Annotated in this window: 15 protein-coding genes; 9 read left to right on the top strand and 6 right to left on the bottom strand. The window is 68.5% G+C overall.

Translation table 11 applies throughout. The annotated features are described in order from the left end of the window. Positions 1 to 77 precede the first annotated feature (77 nt). The 4 genes from lipB to lipA form a co-directional block, all read right to left on the bottom strand. Entirely contained in the window at positions 78 to 1,163 is a 1,086-nt protein-coding gene (gene lipB / locus AC16DP_RS08075; protein ID WP_329730955.1) for a lipoyl(octanoyl) transferase LipB, read from the bottom strand. Further along, entirely contained in the window at positions 1,160 to 2,521 is a 1,362-nt protein-coding gene (locus tag AC16DP_RS08070) for a ClpX C4-type zinc finger protein (protein WP_329730954.1), read from the bottom strand. The genes lipB and AC16DP_RS08070 overlap by 4 nt, the downstream gene beginning before the upstream one ends. 86 nt (positions 2,522 to 2,607) lie before the next feature. Then, the gene (locus AC16DP_RS08065; RefSeq protein ID WP_329730953.1) at positions 2,608 to 3,891 is read right to left on the bottom strand and encodes a dihydrolipoamide acetyltransferase family protein; all 1,284 of its coding nucleotides are present in this window, start codon (positions 3,889 to 3,891) and stop codon (positions 2,608 to 2,610) included. 42 nt (positions 3,892 to 3,933) lie between these two features. Further along, a complete protein-coding gene (gene lipA, locus AC16DP_RS08060) occupies positions 3,934 to 4,869 on the bottom strand; it encodes a lipoyl synthase (RefSeq protein WP_043394636.1) in 936 nt (311 codons plus the stop codon). A gap of 193 nt (positions 4,870 to 5,062) precedes the next feature. On the opposite strand from lipA, the gene AC16DP_RS08055 reads away from it, so the two are divergent. After that, a complete protein-coding gene (locus tag AC16DP_RS08055; RefSeq protein WP_329730952.1) occupies positions 5,063 to 5,671 on the top strand; it encodes a DUF72 domain-containing protein in 609 nt (202 codons plus the stop codon). 24 nt (positions 5,672 to 5,695) lie between these two features. On the opposite strand, the gene lpdA is transcribed toward AC16DP_RS08055, so the two are convergent. Then, positions 5,696 to 7,093: a dihydrolipoyl dehydrogenase gene (gene lpdA / locus AC16DP_RS08050; RefSeq protein WP_329730951.1), complete on the bottom strand. Its 1,398-nt coding sequence runs from the start codon at positions 7,091 to 7,093 to the stop codon at positions 5,696 to 5,698. 77 nt (positions 7,094 to 7,170) lie between these two features. On the opposite strand from lpdA, the gene AC16DP_RS08045 reads away from it, so the two are divergent. Then, the gene (locus tag AC16DP_RS08045; RefSeq protein WP_329730950.1) at positions 7,171 to 8,268 is read left to right on the top strand and encodes a hypothetical protein; all 1,098 of its coding nucleotides are present in this window, start codon (positions 7,171 to 7,173) and stop codon (positions 8,266 to 8,268) included. 25 nt (positions 8,269 to 8,293) lie between these two features. After that, positions 8,294 to 9,103, top strand: a complete 810-nt coding sequence (locus AC16DP_RS08040) for a hypothetical protein (protein ID WP_329730949.1) — start codon at positions 8,294 to 8,296, stop codon at positions 9,101 to 9,103. Between the two features lie 39 nt (positions 9,104 to 9,142). On the opposite strand, the gene AC16DP_RS08035 is transcribed toward AC16DP_RS08040, so the two are convergent. After that, a complete protein-coding gene (locus AC16DP_RS08035; RefSeq protein WP_329730948.1) occupies positions 9,143 to 11,062 on the bottom strand; it encodes an ATP-binding protein in 1,920 nt (639 codons plus the stop codon). Between the two features lie 155 nt (positions 11,063 to 11,217). Between AC16DP_RS08035 and AC16DP_RS08030 the strand changes: the two genes are divergently transcribed. The 6 genes from AC16DP_RS08030 (at position 11,218) to AC16DP_RS08005 (ending at position 16,478) form a co-directional block, all read left to right on the top strand. Beyond that, on the top strand, positions 11,218 to 11,946 hold the full coding sequence (locus AC16DP_RS08030; protein WP_329730947.1) for a WD40/YVTN/BNR-like repeat-containing protein: 729 nt from the start codon (positions 11,218 to 11,220) through the stop codon (positions 11,944 to 11,946). A 73-nt stretch (positions 11,947 to 12,019) separates the two neighbouring features. Further along, positions 12,020 to 13,198, top strand: a complete 1,179-nt coding sequence (locus AC16DP_RS08025; protein WP_329730946.1) for an AAA family ATPase — start codon at positions 12,020 to 12,022, stop codon at positions 13,196 to 13,198. After that, positions 13,195 to 13,803, top strand: coding sequence for a DUF4276 family protein (locus AC16DP_RS08020; RefSeq protein WP_329730945.1), 609 nt, complete (start codon positions 13,195 to 13,197; stop codon positions 13,801 to 13,803). The genes AC16DP_RS08025 and AC16DP_RS08020 overlap by 4 nt, the downstream gene beginning before the upstream one ends. Before the next feature lie 14 nt (positions 13,804 to 13,817). Continuing rightward, positions 13,818 to 15,713 (top strand): ribonuclease R family protein, encoded by a 1,896-nt coding sequence (locus AC16DP_RS08015; RefSeq protein ID WP_329730944.1) that lies wholly within the window; start codon positions 13,818 to 13,820, stop codon positions 15,711 to 15,713. 101 nt (positions 15,714 to 15,814) lie between these two features. Further along, on the top strand, positions 15,815 to 16,018 hold the full coding sequence (locus AC16DP_RS08010; protein ID WP_329730943.1) for an HNH endonuclease signature motif containing protein: 204 nt from the start codon (positions 15,815 to 15,817) through the stop codon (positions 16,016 to 16,018). 22 nt (positions 16,019 to 16,040) lie between these two features. Beyond that, positions 16,041 to 16,478, top strand: a complete 438-nt coding sequence (locus AC16DP_RS08005; RefSeq protein WP_329730942.1) for an SMI1/KNR4 family protein — start codon at positions 16,041 to 16,043, stop codon at positions 16,476 to 16,478. Positions 16,479 to 16,506: the final 28 nt, after the last annotated feature.

Raw genomic sequence — 16,506 nt, 5'->3', positions numbered from 1 at the left:
CCCCTCGCCCCACTCACCCCTCTCCCTCCGGGAGAGGGACGGGGTGAGGGTATCGGGGACCCCGGGTTGAACCCGTGTCACCCCCCGAGTGCCCGGATGGAACGCTGGACGCCCTCGCGAAGCCCGCGGAACGGAAGCCGAGCCAGCGCGGTGGGGACATCCACCCACTCATAGGCATCGTGCTCGTCACCGAGCCGGACCTCGAAATCTCCCGAGCACCTGGCGGCGAAGCCGTTCTCCTCGACGAGCCGGGGAGGCACCACGCTGCCGACGGCGAAGGCGTGGCGGTACTCCAGGTCCACGATGTCGGTGCGCAGTCCGGTCTCCTCGAACAGCTCGCGGGCGGCGGCCTCACGGGGCTTCTCACCCGCCTCCAGGCGGCCGGTGACGATCTGCCAGAAGCCCCCGCGCTCGGGCCTCCGGCGCAGCAGCAGCACGCGGGTCTCCGGGCCCGTCCCCCGCAGCAGCGTGACGCACACCGTGCTCGTGAGGGGCTTGGGCTCGACGCGCTGAAGGCCGAAGACCTCGGCGAAGTGCCGGGAGATCTTCTCCTCGACCTCGGCCATGGGGACGGCGTGGCCGAGCTCCTTCTGCAGCGAGGTGACCCCGGCCTCGCTGATGCCGCAGGGGACGATGAGGTTGAAGTGGGGCAGGTGCGTGTTGACGTTGAGCGCGAAGCCGTGGCTGGTGAGCCAGCGGGCGAGGTGGACGCCGATGGCGGCGATCTTCCGGGCGTCGGGCGAGTCCTCCTGGCCGATCCACACGCCGGGCCACTTGGGGATGGTGCCGGAGGTGATGCCGTACTCGGCGAGGGTGCGGATGACGCACTGCTCGACGTCGCGCACGTAGCGGCGCACGTCCTGACGGCCCTCGGGGAGGAGGAAGATGGGGTAGCCCACGAGCTGTCCGGGCCCGTGGTAGGTGACATCTCCCCCGCGGTCGGTCTCGAAGGTCTCCACGCCCTCGGCGGCGAGGCGCTCGTCACTGGCGACGATGTTGAAGCGCTTGGCGGCGCGGCCGAGGGTGAGCACGGGCGGGTGCTCGAGCAGGAGCAGGACGTCTCCGCAGAGGCCCTGGCGGCGGGCCTCGCCGAAGACCTTCATGAGCTGGAGACCGTCCTCGTATTCGACCCGGCCGAGCCGGTACACCGTCAGCGTGTTCACGACGTTCCCTTCCGCCGGCCACGGCGGGCCGGCTTCGCCTTCCCCTTCTTCTTCACCTCCAGGCGCCAGGAGCCGGGAGGCACGCGGGCCAGGAGGGCGCGCAACTCATGCCCCGAGCGCGACGAGCGGGCCGCCTCGGTGGCGAGGGCGGTGAGCACCTCGTTGGAGAGCTGAAGGTCTCCCCGCGAAGCAAGCTGGCGCCGGGCGATCTCGATCAGGTCCTCGACGGTTGGAGCCGTGAGTGTGACGAGCAGTTGCACCTGCTCCAAGAGGTCCAGGGGCAACGAGCCCGCCACGGCCTCGAAGAGCGCGGGGGTGGTGGGGACGGAGACACGGCCTGAGTCCGAAACGAGCGCGAGCCCCGAGCCCACCGGGCCGCCCCGGGCCGTCATCACCACGGTGCTCGCGGGGTGGCGCGCGAGGAAGGCGCTCAGGGAGGCCTGCTCGGCGGGAGGGATCCGGTCCACGTCCTCCACGAGGAGCACGGAGTCGACGGGAGCGCGGTCGAACGAGTCGGGAGTCACGAGCACTCCCCTGCCCTGCTCCACGAGCGCCCGCATCCACGTGCTCTTTCCGGAGCCCTGGGGCCCGAGCAGCAGCACATGGCGAACACCGGCCTCCAGGCCGTGCTCGAGTGCTTCACGGGCCTGCGCCTGCCCCACCAGCTCGACGGAGACGGGCCGCTGGGGAGCCGGAGCCTTCACACGTGCGGCCGGAGCTACACCGCCGAGCAGTGCACCCGACTCGCCGATACAGCCTGAGCAGATGAACGCGCCCGCGGGACCGGCGACGAGCGCGCCCACCTCGGAGCGGGGGCGGCAGCAGAAGGAGCACCAGGCGTCGAGGGTCGGATCGGCGCGAGTAGGCCCCCGCTCGATGAAAGCCCCCTCTCCCTCTGGGAGAGGGTTGGGGACGGGAGCCGGAGCCGGAACCGTCTCCTCCTTGCCGGGAACGGGGACGCTGCTCACGGCGGAGCGCATCACCTCGACGGCGAGGGCCACGGGACGGGTGCGCCGATCCATGGACAGCTCGGCCTCGCGCAGCGCCTCCTGGAGGGACGAAGAGGTGTCCTCCTCGAGGACGAACACGCCGGGCGCGGGCCCACTGTCGTCGTCCTCGGGAGCCGGAGGAGGCGGAGGCGGCTCCTCGCGCTCCAGCACACGGAGCTCCTCCTCCAACTCCTTGCGAGAAGGATCCAACCGGAGGGCGTAGCGCAGGAGCTGCTCGGCGCGGGGCTTGTTGCCCGATCGCCGACAGAGATCAGCGGCGAGCCGGAGCAGCTCGATGGCGCGGGGCTTGTCACCACCGAGCTCCGCGGCCTGGGCAGCGCGGATGACGTCGCGAACGTTCTCGGCCATGGGGCTACGTAACCTCCTCGAAGGCCGGGAGCGCGGTGCGCGAGCGCTCCCAGCGAGGCACGCGCCCCCGGCGGGCGACCCGGCCGTCAGGCCATGGCCAGGAACAGCATGTCCGGATGCTCCAGGAACTTGATGACCTCGTACACGAAGTCAGCGGCGACCTGGCCATCGATGACGCGGTGATCGGCGGAGATGGAGACGTTCATCATCTCGCGCACGACGACCTGGCCATTGTCGTCCACCGCGGGACGCTTGCGCATGCGGTGGATGCCCATGATGGCCACCTCGGGGTGGTTGATGATGGGCGTGGCGAAGATGCCGCCGGTCTGTCCCAGCGAGGTGATGGTGAAGGAGCCTCCGGTGAGCTCCTCCATCTTCAGCTTGCGATCCCTCGCGGCGGTGCTGAGGCGGACGACCTCCTCGGCCAGCTCGCGCAGGGACAGACGGTCCGCGTTCTTGATGACGGGGACGGTGAGGCCCTCGTGGGTGGCCACGGCGATGCCGATGTTGAACTCACCGCGCACGACGAGCTCCTGGGCAGCCTCGTCCATGTTGGCGTTGAGGTGCGGGTACTTCTTCATCGCCGCGATCGTGGCCTTGATGATGAAGGGCAGGAAGGACAGCTTCGTCTTCTCACCGGCGTTCACCAGGGTCTCGTTGAGGCGCTTGCGCAGGGCGACGAGCTCGGTGCAGTCCACCTCCTCGACGAAGCCGAAGTGGGGCGCGGTGAACTTCGAGCGCACCATCTTCTCGGCGATCTTCTTGCGCAGGCCGCGCAGGGCAATCCGCTCGTCGCCACGGCCCGGGGCCACGGAGGGCGCGGCGGGACGGGCCTGCTGCGCGGGGGCGGCGGCGGGAGCCACCTCATTGCGCTCGGAGCGGCCACCCTCGAGGGCGGCCACGACATCCGCCTTCATCACGCGGCCCTGGGGACCGGAGCCGGAGATCTCCGCGAGGTTCAGCCCGTGCTCGGCGGCCATGCGGCGGGTGAGCGGCGTGGCCAGCACCTTGGAGGCGGCCTGCGGACCATTGGCCTGGGCAGCGGCGGCGGCCGGAGCAGCAGCGGCGGCGGCGGGAGCCCCGTGAGCGGCGGGAGCCCCATGACCCGAGGCCTGGACGGGAGCGGCGCCCTCGATCTCCATGGTGACGAGGACCTGATGGACCTTGGCCATGTCGCCTTCGTTGCCGTGCGTCTGCACGACACGGCCGGCCTTGGGGCTGGGCACGGTCACGGTGGCCTTGTCGGTCATGACCTCGGCGAGCGTCTGGTCCTGCTTGACGGTGTCGCCGGGCTTGACGTGCCACTTGACGAGCTCGCCCTCCTGCACGCCTTCGCCAAGATCGGGCAGCTTGAACTCGAAGATCGCCATTCGCGGGGGTCCGTTTCGGGAGTGAGGGTGTGGGGAAGGAAATCAGGTGTTGCCGGCGAGCCCCAGGCGCTCACGCTCCATGAGGCCCTTCATGAAGAACTCGGCGGCGCGGTAGCTGGAGCGCACGAGGGGCCCGGAGGCGACGTACAGGAAGCCGTAGGACTCGGCGAGCTGCTTGTAGTCCGCGAACTGCTGCGGGGTGACGAAGCGCTCCACGCGCAGGTGGTACTGCGACGGCTGCAGGTACTGGCCGAGCGTGAGCACGTCCACGCCCACGGCGCGCAGATCCTTGAAGGTCTGATCCAGCTCGGCGTCGGTCTCGCCCAGACCGACCATGACGGAAGTCTTCGTGTAGAGCTTCTCGGGCCGCTGCTTGAGGTACTCGAGCACCTTGAGCGACTGGCGGTAGGTGGCGCGGCGATCCCGCACGGTGGGGGTGAGGCGCTCCACCGTCTCGACGTTGTGGGCCACCACGTGGGGGCGGGCCTCGGCCACGGTGGTGAGGTCGCGCTCCACGCCCTTGAAGTCGGGGATCAGCACCTCGACGACCGTCTTGGGCGAGTGCTGGCGCAGCTCGCGGATGGCCGAGGCGAAGTGGCTGGCGCCCCCATCCGGCCGGTCATCGCGGTTCACGGAGGTGACGACGATGTACTCGAGGTCCATCTCCTTGACGGCCTGGGCCAGGTGGATGGGCTCCATGGGATCCAACGGAGGCGGCGCACCGACCTTCACGTGGCAGAAGCGGCAGGCGCGGGTGCAGACCTCGCCCATGAGCATGACCGTGGCGGTGCCACCGCCCCAGCACTCGGCGATGTTGGGGCAGCGAGCCTCCTCGCACACCGTGGCGAGCTTCGTGCGGCGCACGATGGATTTCACCCGCTCGTATCCATCTCCACTGGGGAGACGTACCTTCAACCACTCGGGCTTCCGGGTGGACTCGGATACCTGCGGCAGGGGGAAACGATCGGGAGTTGCCATGGGTCGCGGGCCTTCTACGGGTTGGGCGAAAGCAGGGTCAAGCGGGAAGCCTTGACGCGAGGCGTCAGCTTCCCCGAGTTCCCGCCTGTTGTAACGGCGCCATCATGAGCGGGCAGTGAGGGGCCGTTTCGGGGGTCCGTGCCTGCTCCCCGGAGCCGTAAGCACAGCTTGCGCGAAGGATGAGGGGAGCACGTTGCGGGCGCCAGGAGCCCGGGAGGGCGGGAGTGCCCATGCCAGCGGCATGAGGGCCATCCACCTGGGGACGAGCGGCTACGTCTACAAGCACTGGAAGGGACTCTTCTATCCAACCGGGCTGCCAGCCAGCCGCTGGCTTCCCTACTTCGCCCGCTGGAGGGAGCAGACACCGGGGGGCTTCAAGTTCGCGTGCAAGGGCAGCCGCTACCTCACGCACATGAAGCGGCTGACGGACGTGGGCGAGGGCCTGGAGCGCTACTTCAGCGTCATCCTGCGCCTGGGCTCCAAGCTGGGTCCGGTGCTGTGGCAGTTGCCGCCGCAGATGAAGAAGCCGGATCCGGAGCGGCTGGATCGCTTCCTGGCCGCGCTGCCGCGAGGCGTCCAGTACGTCGTCGAGTTCCGCGACGCGGCCTGGTACCACGCCGAGGTGCTGGAGGTGCTGGATCGCCGGGGCGCGGCGGTGTGCGAGCACGACCTCGTCCCGGTGCCCCCACCGCGCCTCACGGGAGGCTTGTTCGATCTGGCGGAGCTGCTGGGGCGAGTGAAGGTGTACCCACCGCCAGACATGCGAAGGCCGTCCGAGACAGAAGAGTCCCGAACGGCCTGATCACAACCCAGAACCCCCCGTGCCTCAGATGTGGATCGGATGACCCAGGGTGGCCTCGGCGCCCTCCTTGATGATCTCGGAGAGGGTCGGGTGGGCGTGCATGGTGTGGGCGAGCTCCTCGGTGGTGATCTCCAGGCGCATGGCGACGCAGGCCTCGGCGAGGAGCTCGGTGGCGTGGGGGCCCACGAGGTGCACACCGAGCACCTCGTCATACTTCTTGTCGGAGACGACCTTGATCATGCCGAAGGCCTCGTTGGAGATGGAGGCCTTGGTGACGGCGGAGAACGGGAAGATGGCGGCCTTGACGTCGTAGCCGCGCTCCTTGGCCTTCTTCTCCGTGAGACCCACGGAAGCCACCTCGGGGTAGCAGTAGGTGGCGGAGGGGGTGAGGTCGTAGTTGATGGGGGCGGGGTTCTTGCCGGCGATGTGCTCGACGGCGAGGACGCACTCGGCGCTGGCGACGTGGGCGAGCATCGGCGTGGGGATGACGTCACCGATGGCGTACACGTTGGGCTCGGTGGTGCGCATCATCGCGTCCGTCTTGATGAAGCCGCGCTCGGCCTTGATGGACGTGAGCTGCAGCCCGATGTCCTCGCTGACGGGCGCGCGGCCCACGGCGGACAGGACGTACTCGGCCTCGATGGTGCGCGTCTCGGTGCCCACCGTCATGGTGAGCTTCGCACCGGTGGCGGTGGTCTCGACCTTCTCCACCTTGGCGCCGGTGTGCAGATCGATCTTCCGGCGCTTGAAGTGCTTCTCCAGCTCCTTCGAGCAGTCGATGTCCTCGATGGGGAGCAGGTTGGGCATGTACTCCACGATGGAGACCTGGGTGCCCATGTGGTTGAAGACGGAGGCGAACTCGCAGCCCACGGCGCCGGCGCCGATGACGATCAGGCTCTTGGGGATGCGGTCCAGCTCCAGGATGGAGTCGCTGTTGAGGACGCGCTTGTGGTCCACCGCCACGTTGGGCAGGGACTTGGGCACCGAGCCGGTGGCGATGATGATGTTCTTGGTGTCCAGCGACTGCTTGCCACCGCCCTCGAGAGCCACCTCGACCTTGCCCTTGCCGGCGATGCGGCCGTGGCCCTTGATGACGGTGATCTTGTTCTTCTTCATCAGGTAGTCGATGCCGTTGGCACCCTTGGTGACCACCTTCTGCTTGTGCTCCTGCACCTTGGCCCAGTTGACCACCGGGGCCGGCACCTCGATACCGAAGTCAGCGGCCTCGCGGATGTGGTGCAGCAGGGCCGCGGACCACAGGAGCGACTTGGTGGGGATGCAACCGCGGTGGAGGCAGGTGCCACCCAAGCGCTTGTCCTTCTCGATAATGGCCGTCTTCAGCCCCAGCTGCGCGGCCCGGATCGCACCGACATACCCGCCGGGGCCCGAACCGATGATCACCACGTCGAAAGTCTCAGCCACGAACGCCTCCGGAGTGGATGTACCCGAGCGGCGCTGATAACCACCCATCCCGGCCGGAATCAAGGAGTTTGCAACCCGTGCGACGCTTCCCACTCCGAACCCTGCTGCTGATGACCCTCGCCCTGGTGGCCTTCATCCGCCTCTATTTCGTGACCCACCGCGGCGAACGCCGGGCCGAGCCCCCGCCCTCCCCAACCGCCTCGGCGAGCGACCAGGCCTGCCGCACCCTGGAGCGCGCCCTGGAAGGCGCGGTGCGAGCCCCCGGAAACCCCGCCGCCTTCGCGAGGGCCCGGCAACAGCTCGACGCCTGCCCGAAGCCCCCGGTGCGCGCCTGTGAGCTCGGCCCGGCCCTGGATGCCCGCTCGCAGCTCGAGGCGGGCGCGCCGCCCCTGCGGGAGCTGCTGGAGACCCTGTGCCAGCGGTGCCAGGCCGGAGCCAACCCCTGTGCGAGTCATGTCACACGCGCGGTGCTGGGGCTGATGGCGGGACGCCCGGCCGACTCCTCCAACCTGCGCTGGTACCTGGAACATGCCGGGCCGGGGACACCGGAAGCCTGTACCGAGGTGTCGCGCGCCCTGCTGGCTCCCGCCGCCCTGCCCCAGGACAGCCTCACGGATGCGCAGAAGGAGACGCTTGGCCAGCTGGCCCCGGTGTGCGCGAAGGCGGGCCAGCTCCCCGCGAACGTGCTGCACGCGGCCGTGGTGCGCGGCGCCGTCCCCGCGTTGACGCAGCTCGTCCAGGAGAGGCCGGCCGGCGAGAGCGCCGTGCTGAAACCGGACCGCACCGTGGGGATTCCGGGTGGAGAGCAGTCCTTCGACGGACAGGAGGCCACGGGCGTGGCGCTCGCGGCGAAGCCCCAGGGAGACCGCTGGCAGAAGGACGGCGCGCTGAGCGCGGTGTTCGAGCCGCCCGTGCGCCAGCTGTCCGCGCTGCGGGTGCGCGCCAGGGGCCCGGGCACGTTGCGCGCCGCCGTCCGCACCGCGGAGGGCCTGGGGAAGCACGACCCGGACAGCAACACGAGCTTCGTGGATCCGGTGGCCTGCCGCTTCAAGGGTACCGGCCAGTGGGAGACCTGCGCGCTGCCGGTACCACTGCTGGACGTGGAGGCGCTCAGTGTGTTTCCGGACAAGGACACGCTCACGCTGAACGAGGTGGAGGCGCGCGGAACGCGGTGAGCGGTTCAGCATCCAAGGGGCCTCTATGCGAATCCACCTGCTCGCCCTGATGCTGATGTCCACTCCCGCCCTGGCCCAAAGTCCGCTGTCGGCGCTCGTCGCCGAGTACGAGACGGGGCCGGCCGCCATCTTCCAGAATGATGGACGCTACGGCCCGACGGGCACCTCGTACGAGGCCGGCGACATCAACCAGAAAGACAACCTGTACCGCAGCCAACGCATCGCGCTGGAGGCGCGGCTGGGGCAGCGGCACGGCATCATCCTGCTGTACGCGCCCTTCGACATCACCACGCGCGCGACGCTGGCGAAGGACATCGACTTCCGGGGCACGCTGTTCCCCACGGGCACCGTGGTGGACAGCCGCTACCTCTTCGAGGGGTACCGGGCCAGCTACCTGTACCGGCTCGTCAACGGAGAGCGCTTCACCTGGGACATCGGCGCGAGCGTGCAGATCCGCAACGCGGTGGTGGCCTTCGGCTCGGTGGACGGAACGCGCTACGCGAAGGAGAGCGACATCGGCGTGGTGGGCGCGTTGAAGACGCGGCTGCGCTACGAGCTGCCCTCGCGCGTGTGGGCGGGACTCGAGGCGGATGCGCTGTCCACCCTCGGACTGCTCGGCAACACGACGGGCGGCATCTACGACGTGGCGCTGACGCTGGGCCTTCCGTTGAACACGAAGGGTGACGTGCACGCCTACGCGCGGCTGCGGCTGCTCGGGGGCGGTGCGGACGTGAAGCAGCGGGACATCTACAACTGGGGCAACTTCGGCTTCGCGGTGCTGGGCGTCCAGGCGGACCTGGTGTCGCTGGTGGAACGAGCACTCCCCCCCACTTGACCGGGTCTCCCCCTCCCCTTCCCCGGGGAGGGGACACGCTCAGGCGGCCTCGACCTTCACGGGCAGATCGAGCGTGAAGGTGGCGCCATGGCCGGGGCCGGGGCTGGTGCAGGACAGCTTCCCCTTCATCTCCTCGGCGGCCAGGGCGCTGATGTGCAGCCCGAAGCCGTGCCCGTCCTTCTTGGTGGTGAAGCCCTGGGTGAACATGCGCGCCAGGTTCTCCGCGGCGATGCCCACCCCATTGTCCTTCACCTCGATGCGCAGCCGCTCCGCCTCGGACGTGCGCTGAACGTGGATGCGCAGACACTTGTCCGCTTGCCGGCTGTCCACCAACGCGTGGCGCGCGTTGCTCAGCAGGTTGATGAGGATCTGCAGCAGCTTGTGCCGATCCACGAAGATCTCCGGCACCTCGGCGTACTCGCGCTCGATGCGGATGGCCAGCCGCTCGAAGGAGATGGCGTGCAGGCGCAGGGCCTCGTCGATGAGCTGGGGCACGGCCACCTGCTCCACCGCTCCCGCCGAGCGCGCGTGCCGCTGCTGCATGCTGACGATGGACTTGATGTGCTCGACACTGTGGCCGAGCGACTCCATCTCCTTGAGCATGTTCTCCCGCTCCTCCACCAGCTGATCCGACACCGCGACCAGATAGGGCGGCAGCTGCTTGCCCTGCGTGTCCTGGGTGAGGAAGGAGGCCATGTCCGCGGAGTGCTCGCGCAACAGGCTGGTGGCCTTGGCCAGTCCGGTGACGCGGGAGCGGCGGAGCTGCTCGGTGACGAGCGTGGTGGAGATGTTGACGCTGTTGAGGGTGTTGCCCACGTTGTGGAGCACACCGGTGGCGACCTCGGCCATGCCCATCTGGCGGGAGACATCCACCAGGGTGCGGTGCATCTCTCCCAGCCGGACCTCCGCCTCCTTGCGGCTGGTGATGTCATGGCCGAAGAGCGTCACCCCCACCGTCTGGCCGTCCTCCGCCAGGATGGGGTGCAGGCAGATGTCCAGCACGACCCGCGAGCCCTCCAGGATGAAGGTGTCCTCCATGCGCAGGCGCTGGCCTCGCTGCACCTGGGCAAAGCGCTCCGACCAGAGCTGGGTCCGCTCCGGCGTCGAGTTGCGCAAGAGCGGCTGCCCCAGCTCCAGCTCCGCGCCGAAGAGCTTCCGGTGGAATTGTCTCATGGCCGAGTTGGCGACGAGCAGGCGCCCCTCGGTGTCCACCGAGGCCACGATGTCATCGGTGCTCTCGATGATGCTGCTCAACTTGCGCTCACTGCCCCGAAGCTTCTTCAAGGCCCACTCGAGCGAATGGTAGGCCGCGGCCCGCGCGATGCTGTGCAACGCGCTCAGTCCCCAGATGCCCACGAAGGTGAAGCCCGACATGGCGTGCCGGATCCAGAACCGGGACACCGCGTCCTGGGAGGACAGGCCGAGGCGGTCCACGACGGAGAGCGGATGGACTCCGTCCATCATCACGGCGACGACGAGGGTGTAGAGCAGCGCCTGGCGCGTCCCCAGCAGGTACACGGCGAGGGCGGGCAGCAGCAGGTAGATGGCGTGCACGCCGCCTTCGCGGTGGGGCTCGTTCATGAAGAGGCCGCCCACGAAACTGCCCGTGATGCCCGCCAACATGAAGAACGCGGGACCCTCGATCGTGGTGGCCTTGCGCGCCGCCAGCAGCGCCACCAGGTAGAACACGCCCATGGCGCTCGGGAGGGCGGAGTACGGCGCGAACACCGTGCCCACCGTGTACACCAGGGTGAACACCACCATGAAACACGCGGAGCCCACGAGCACCCGGTGGCGGACGAGATCTCCGGGAGGCGCGTGGCGCATGGCGTCCGAGAGGAAGAAGTCCAGCAAGCGCAGGAGCCCCGAGACCTTCTCGGGACCCGAAGAGGCCTCGGCGTGGGGCTCGTGTGGCGGGGGGAGGTCCTGGCTCGTCTCGACGGAAATGGGAAGCGCCATGGCAGCATTCTGGGGCCAATCCGGGCTTTTCGAAACCAGGCGGGCAGGGGAATGGTCCCGCTGTGGCCCGCCGAGGACCCACGCTTGTCCGGAATTTCATGGACACACTCCCACGGTGCGGGTCTCCTCGCCTTCCCGAACCGAGGAGTTGCCGGATGATCCTCCTGTGTCTCTGCGCGCTGCTCGCCGCCCCACCCCCGCCGCCCGTGACACTGAGAGCGGGCGCGGCCGAGTCCGGCGACGAGGTCACGATGACCCTCACGGGGCTCACGGCTCCGGCACGAGCGGAGGCGGGCCTCTACCTCTCCGGCAAGCTCTCCGTGCCCTCGCATCCCCTGCGCGCCCTGCTGCTGCGCAGCACGGACGGTGGAGCGCATTGGACCGAGGTCCTCCCCGCGGTGGAGCACAGCGAGGTGCTCTTCGTGGAGTTCGAGGGCTGCCAGGGCCGGGTCCTCGTGGGCTGGACCACGGAGGGCCCGGGGGAGCTGACCCTGTTCGCGAGCTCGGACTGCGGGGCGACGTGGAAGCGCCGGAGCAGGCTGCCCAAGGCCGTCTGGTCCGAGTGGCCGGAGCAGATGGAGTGGACGGATGGCCAACGGGGCACGGTGTGGCTGTCGGACGCGAACGAGGAGAACGCCCCGGTCCGAGCCATCACCACACGTGACGGAGGCAGGACCTGGAGCACCCCGAAGGAGCCGCCCCGGATGCCCTCCGCGCAGCCGGAGTCCGAGGCACGGGGCCCCTCCGGTGAGACCTGGAAGCTGTCGCTGGACGACCAGGCCGTGCGCGTGGAGCGGCAGGAGCCCGGAGGCACTCCCCAGGTGCGCGCCCGGCTGCCGCTCTCCTGGCGGCGCGAGGGCAACAAGCTCGTCCCCGCGCACTGAAGCGGGGTGGGATATCGCCCTGACCCCAGTTCCTTCTGGTAGACCTTACAGCCAGGCAAGGAGAGTGCCCTGCATGTGGCGTCGCATCGAGCTGAAGAACTACCGGAGCATCGAGAGCGCTCGAGTCGATCTCGCGCCCTTCACCGTGCTGGTCGGTCCCAACGGCAGTGGAAAGTCGAACTTCGCCGATGCACTCGTTTTCATCAGCGAACTGACGGATGCATCCGCCGCGATTACGCGCCGCGGAGGAATCACGGGGTTGCGGCGCTGGCAGCGGGCGCCACGAGGCGAAGTCCTCCTCTCTCTCCGTGTTGCGGCATCCCGGGCGGCGCTCGACAACAACTACACGCAGTATGATTGCGTCATCGAGTTCGACCAGGGCAAGTCCTGGAAGTTCGCCAGCGAAAGCGTGGACGAAGTCAAGGATGGCGCGACCGTTGGTACGGTCTCCCGAGGTGAGGATGGCATCGTCCAGCTATCCCCGCCCCAGCCGGTACAACTTCCTCCCTTGGCTCCCCAGGCAAGCCTCGCGCTGTTCTTGAAGCAGATTTCCATCTTGAATTCCAACAAGCCCATGGGCATTCCCGCTCATGGGATGCGCCGATACCGGTTGAATCCCGACGAGATGAGAAAACCCTACCTCGGTTCCGATGAGGTCTTCCTCAACGAATCAGGCAGCAACATCGCGGAGGCGATCGATCACCTCCGCAAGCGCAAGGACGGCTCGTACGAGGACGTTCTCGAATCAATGAAACGAATGGTCCCGGGGTTGGTGGAGATTGATACGCCCAAGGCCGGTCACTACTGGACGCTGGAGTTCAATCAGCGCCAGGCCACGGGGGGTGTTGCTCCATTCACGGCCATGGAGATGTCGGATGGTGCGCTCCGCGCGTTGGGCATCCTCGTTGCCGCCCGGCAACTGGAGCCGCAAGCGGTCCTGATCGTCGAGGAGCCAGAAGTTCACCTCCACCCAGGGGCAACCGCCGTGCTCTTCGAAGCGTTGAAGCAGGCATCCCAGCGCGGTGCCGTGCTCATCACCACGCACAGCCCGGAACTTCTCGACGCGGCCAAGGACGAGGAGCTCCTGGTCTGTGACTATCGTTCGGGCGTCACCCGCGTTGGTCCTCTGGACACCGAACAACGTCAGATCGTGCGGGAGGGACTCTTCAGTGCCGCCGAGTTGATGAGGACAACGCCCTTGCGGATCCAGGGAGATGCACCCGCGACCCTCGAGCCCCCTACCACGCCATGAAGCGCCTCGCATGCATCGTCGAGGGAGAGGGCGAGAAGCAGTCCTTCCCCAGGCTCTGCAACCGCATCCTCTTCAATTACCTCCAGGTCTCGGACTGGAGGGTCACCGAAGCGGCCCTGAAGATGCCACGTGGTCAACTCGTGGATGGGAAGCACCCCAGTCCCCGCCGCCCCTGTGTCAGAAAAGAAGTCGAACGTTTCGTCCGGCTTGCACAACGACAGGAAAAAGCCCAGGCAGTCATCGTGCTCTGCGATGCGGACGACGACTGCCCTGCGGTCTGGGGACCTGATGCCAGCGCCATCGTCACCTCCATCGTGACGGGTGGTGCAGTGATGGCGTGCCGAGAGTACGAATCCTGGCTGCTCTGGAGCCGGCCGGATGGAGAGCGCACCAAGGCAGGACTGGCCTCGTCTCCCGAGCAGATCCGCGATGCCAAGGGAGCCATGGCTCGCTTCGTCCAGAATTATCGGCCCACGGCGCATCAACTCACGGAGACACAGCAGCTCGACATTCCACATGTCAGGGCGCGCTCGGATAGCTTCGACAAGTTGGTGCGCACCCTCGCCACCATTTGTGGCGTACAGCCACCGCCACGCGGCGGGTAGCATGCCGGCGCCCCATGGAAACGCCCTCCCCTTCGCGCACCGTCACCGGCCGCATCGACGTCCACCCTCGCGGCTTCGGCTTCCTCGTCGTGCAGCCGTCCGGCTCCGACGAGGTGCTCTCCGCGTTCATCCCGCCGCCCGAGCTCAACCCGTACCTCGCCGATGACGTCGTCTCCGCGACGGTGACGGCCTCGGAGGATGGCCGGTGGAGCGCGAGCGGACTGTCCCTGCTGAAGCGCCCACGCCAGGAGATCTTCGGCGAGGTGGTGCTGCGCAAGGGCGCCGTCCACCTGCGCATCGACCGCGACGTGGGCAACGGTGACTGGCCGCTGGAGACGGCCGGCGTCGAGGTGCAGCCCCAGGACGCGGTGGTGGCCCGCGTCGCCGACGGCAAGGCGTGGTTGCTGCGCAAGCTGGAGCCCGGAGCGGATCGCTCGCTGGAGCGCATCATCGTGCGCCATGGGCTGCGCCGCGACTTCGACCCCGAGGTCCACGCCGAGGTGCAACGGGTCCTCACCGTGCCGCATGCGCTCAGGGGACGGCGCGACCTGCGCCAGGTGCCCACCGTCACCGTGGACGCCCCGTCCACGCGCGTCATCGACGACGCCATCTCCGTGCTGCCCGCGGGCGGCGACGGGGCCCTGCGCCTGTTCGTCTCCATCGCCGACCCCGCCGAGTTCGTCACCGAGGGCTCCGCGTTGGACCGGGTGGCGCGCGAGCGGGCCACCAGCGTGTACCTCGCCGGTGCCATGCTGCCCATGCTCCCCGAGGAGCTCTCGACGAACTGGCTCAGCCTCGTGCCCGGAGAGGATCGGCTGTGCCTCACGGTGGAGCTGCGCATCGACCCCGAGGGCCGCGTCACCGCGGCGGACGTCTACGAGAGCCTCATCCGCTCGTGGGCGAAGCTGAGCTACACGGAGGTGGCGGACTACCTCGACAAGGGCGAGGTGTCCGGGCCCATGGCGGCGGTGCGCGAGGCCATGCCCTGGTTCCGCGCGGCGGCGGCGCGGCTGGCGGTGGCGCGGGCCGGGCGCGGTGGCATCGAGATGTCACGCGACGAGGCCCGCTTCACCTTCGACGAGGAGACGGGCGAGGTCTCCGGCATCGAGGCCGTGCGGCCCACGACGGCGCACACGATGGTGGAGCGCTTCATGGTCGCCGCCAACGAGGCCATCGCGGGCTGGCTCATCGATCGCGGCGTCCCCGCCCTCTTCCGCGTCCAGGACGAGCCGGAGCCGCAGCGCGTGGCGGACCTGGCCGCCTTCGCGCAGCACTCGGGCTTCGGCGCGGGCTTCGGCCGCAGGCTCACCCCGCTGGCGCTCGCCGCGTTCGATCGGCAGATCGCGGGGTGCACCGCGGAACCGGCCCTGCGCTCGGTGCTGCGGCGCTCGCTGGGGCCCTCTCGCTACACCGTGGTTCCGGCCATGCACTTCGGCCTCGCCGCCCGCGCCTACCTCCACTTCACCTCGCCCATCCGGCGCTACGCGGACCTCTCCGTCCACCGCGCCCTCAAGCAGTACCTGCGCGGCCGCCGCGACTTCGTGCACGAGGACCCCGCCATCGAGCAGCTCGGGGTGCACCTCAACGAGCGCTCCCGCACCGCCAGCCGCGCCGAGAAGGATCGCCACCGCGTGCTGGAGGCGCGGGTGATGGCCTCGCACGTGGGCCGCGAGTTCACCGGACGGATCACCCGCGTGCGGCCCTCCGGGCTGCTCGTCCAGCTCGATGGCATGCTGGTGGAAGCCAACCTCCCCGCGGAGTCGCTGCCCGACGGGCCCTACCAGCCCGATCCCCGGGAGACGTCGCTCGTGAGCGCCTCGCGCACCTTCACCATCGGCATGCCCCTGCAGGTGCGCGTGGCCTCCACCGATGAACAGCACGGCCGCGTCGAGCTCGCGCTCGCGGGGTGAGGCCCCACCCGGCTCGAGAGGATGGCCGAGTGGGGTTGAACACGGGGACGGGTACCCTCACCCCGTCCCTCTCCCGGGGGGAGAGGGGATATCACGCGGAGATGACTCCCCTGATGAGTCCCCTGACGACTTCACCGGATGACATCATGCATCTCCCCATGAGCAAGGAGCCTCCGGTAGGCCATACCTGGCACCACCATCAGGATGTCGGGAGGATGCAGCTCATCACGAGAAGCGCCCATGACCTGGCCATGCCCCACACGGGAGGGATGTCCATCTGGGGCGGTGGTTACAAGGCACCATGAGAAGAGAAAGGAGCGCTGGAGAATGAGCCTCCGCTGGCGGAGCTACTTGTGGAAGGAGCCCCACCCTGCCCTTCCAGGTGAAATCGAGCGGATTGAGACCACCTGGGGTGTCCGGCTACCCGGTGAATACAAGCGGCTGGTCTCGCTCTACCAGGGCATGACCCCGGTCCCCAACTCCTTCAATGTCGGCAGGAGCTCCAATGCGCTCAGCGTGCTGCTGACGGTGACAGAGCATCCAGAACACGAAACCTACTTCATCCAGCACAAGTACGACGTCTTCCGGCCCTACATTCCACCGCGGATCTACCCGTTCGGCGATACCCCAGGCGGCGAGCCGATCTGCTTCGACTACAGGGAGTCACTCGAGGAGCCCCGGATCGTGCTCGTCTCAACAGAGGCTCAGGTCTACCCCGTCGCCGACAGCTTTCAGCAATTCCTGGCGGGCCTATACGACGATTGAGACGGAGGGCACGGTGTCCGGCCCCTCC

Source organism: Archangium sp. (assembly GCF_057119385.1).
The sequence above is the reverse complement of the archived record's forward strand: the minus strand, read 5'-3'. Positions and strand labels throughout refer to the sequence as shown.

What these genes read in the sequence shown, in the direction of transcription:
- AC16DP_RS08070 (WP_329730954.1), bottom strand. Translation starts at nt 2,521, where the DNA reads ATGGCCGAGAACGTTCGCGACGTCATCCGCGCTGCCCAGGCCGCGGAG.
- AC16DP_RS08065 (WP_329730953.1), bottom strand. Translation starts at nt 3,891, where the DNA reads ATGGCGATCTTCGAGTTCAAGCTGCCCGATCTTGGCGAAGGCGTGCAG.
- lipA (WP_043394636.1), bottom strand. Translation starts at nt 4,869, where the DNA reads ATGGCAACTCCCGATCGTTTCCCCCTGCCGCAGGTATCCGAGTCCACC.
- AC16DP_RS08040 (WP_329730949.1), top strand. Translation starts at nt 8,294, where the DNA reads ATGCGAATCCACCTGCTCGCCCTGATGCTGATGTCCACTCCCGCCCTG.
- AC16DP_RS08035 (WP_329730948.1), bottom strand. Translation starts at nt 11,062, where the DNA reads ATGGCGCTTCCCATTTCCGTCGAGACGAGCCAGGACCTCCCCCCGCCA.
- AC16DP_RS08030 (WP_329730947.1), top strand. Translation starts at nt 11,218, where the DNA reads ATGATCCTCCTGTGTCTCTGCGCGCTGCTCGCCGCCCCACCCCCGCCG.
- AC16DP_RS08025 (WP_329730946.1), top strand. Translation starts at nt 12,020, where the DNA reads ATGTGGCGTCGCATCGAGCTGAAGAACTACCGGAGCATCGAGAGCGCT.
- AC16DP_RS08020 (WP_329730945.1), top strand. Translation starts at nt 13,195, where the DNA reads ATGAAGCGCCTCGCATGCATCGTCGAGGGAGAGGGCGAGAAGCAGTCC.
- AC16DP_RS08015 (WP_329730944.1), top strand. Translation starts at nt 13,818, where the DNA reads ATGGAAACGCCCTCCCCTTCGCGCACCGTCACCGGCCGCATCGACGTC.
- AC16DP_RS08010 (WP_329730943.1), top strand. Translation starts at nt 15,815, where the DNA reads ATGACTCCCCTGATGAGTCCCCTGACGACTTCACCGGATGACATCATG.
- AC16DP_RS08005 (WP_329730942.1), top strand. Translation starts at nt 16,041, where the DNA reads ATGAGCCTCCGCTGGCGGAGCTACTTGTGGAAGGAGCCCCACCCTGCC.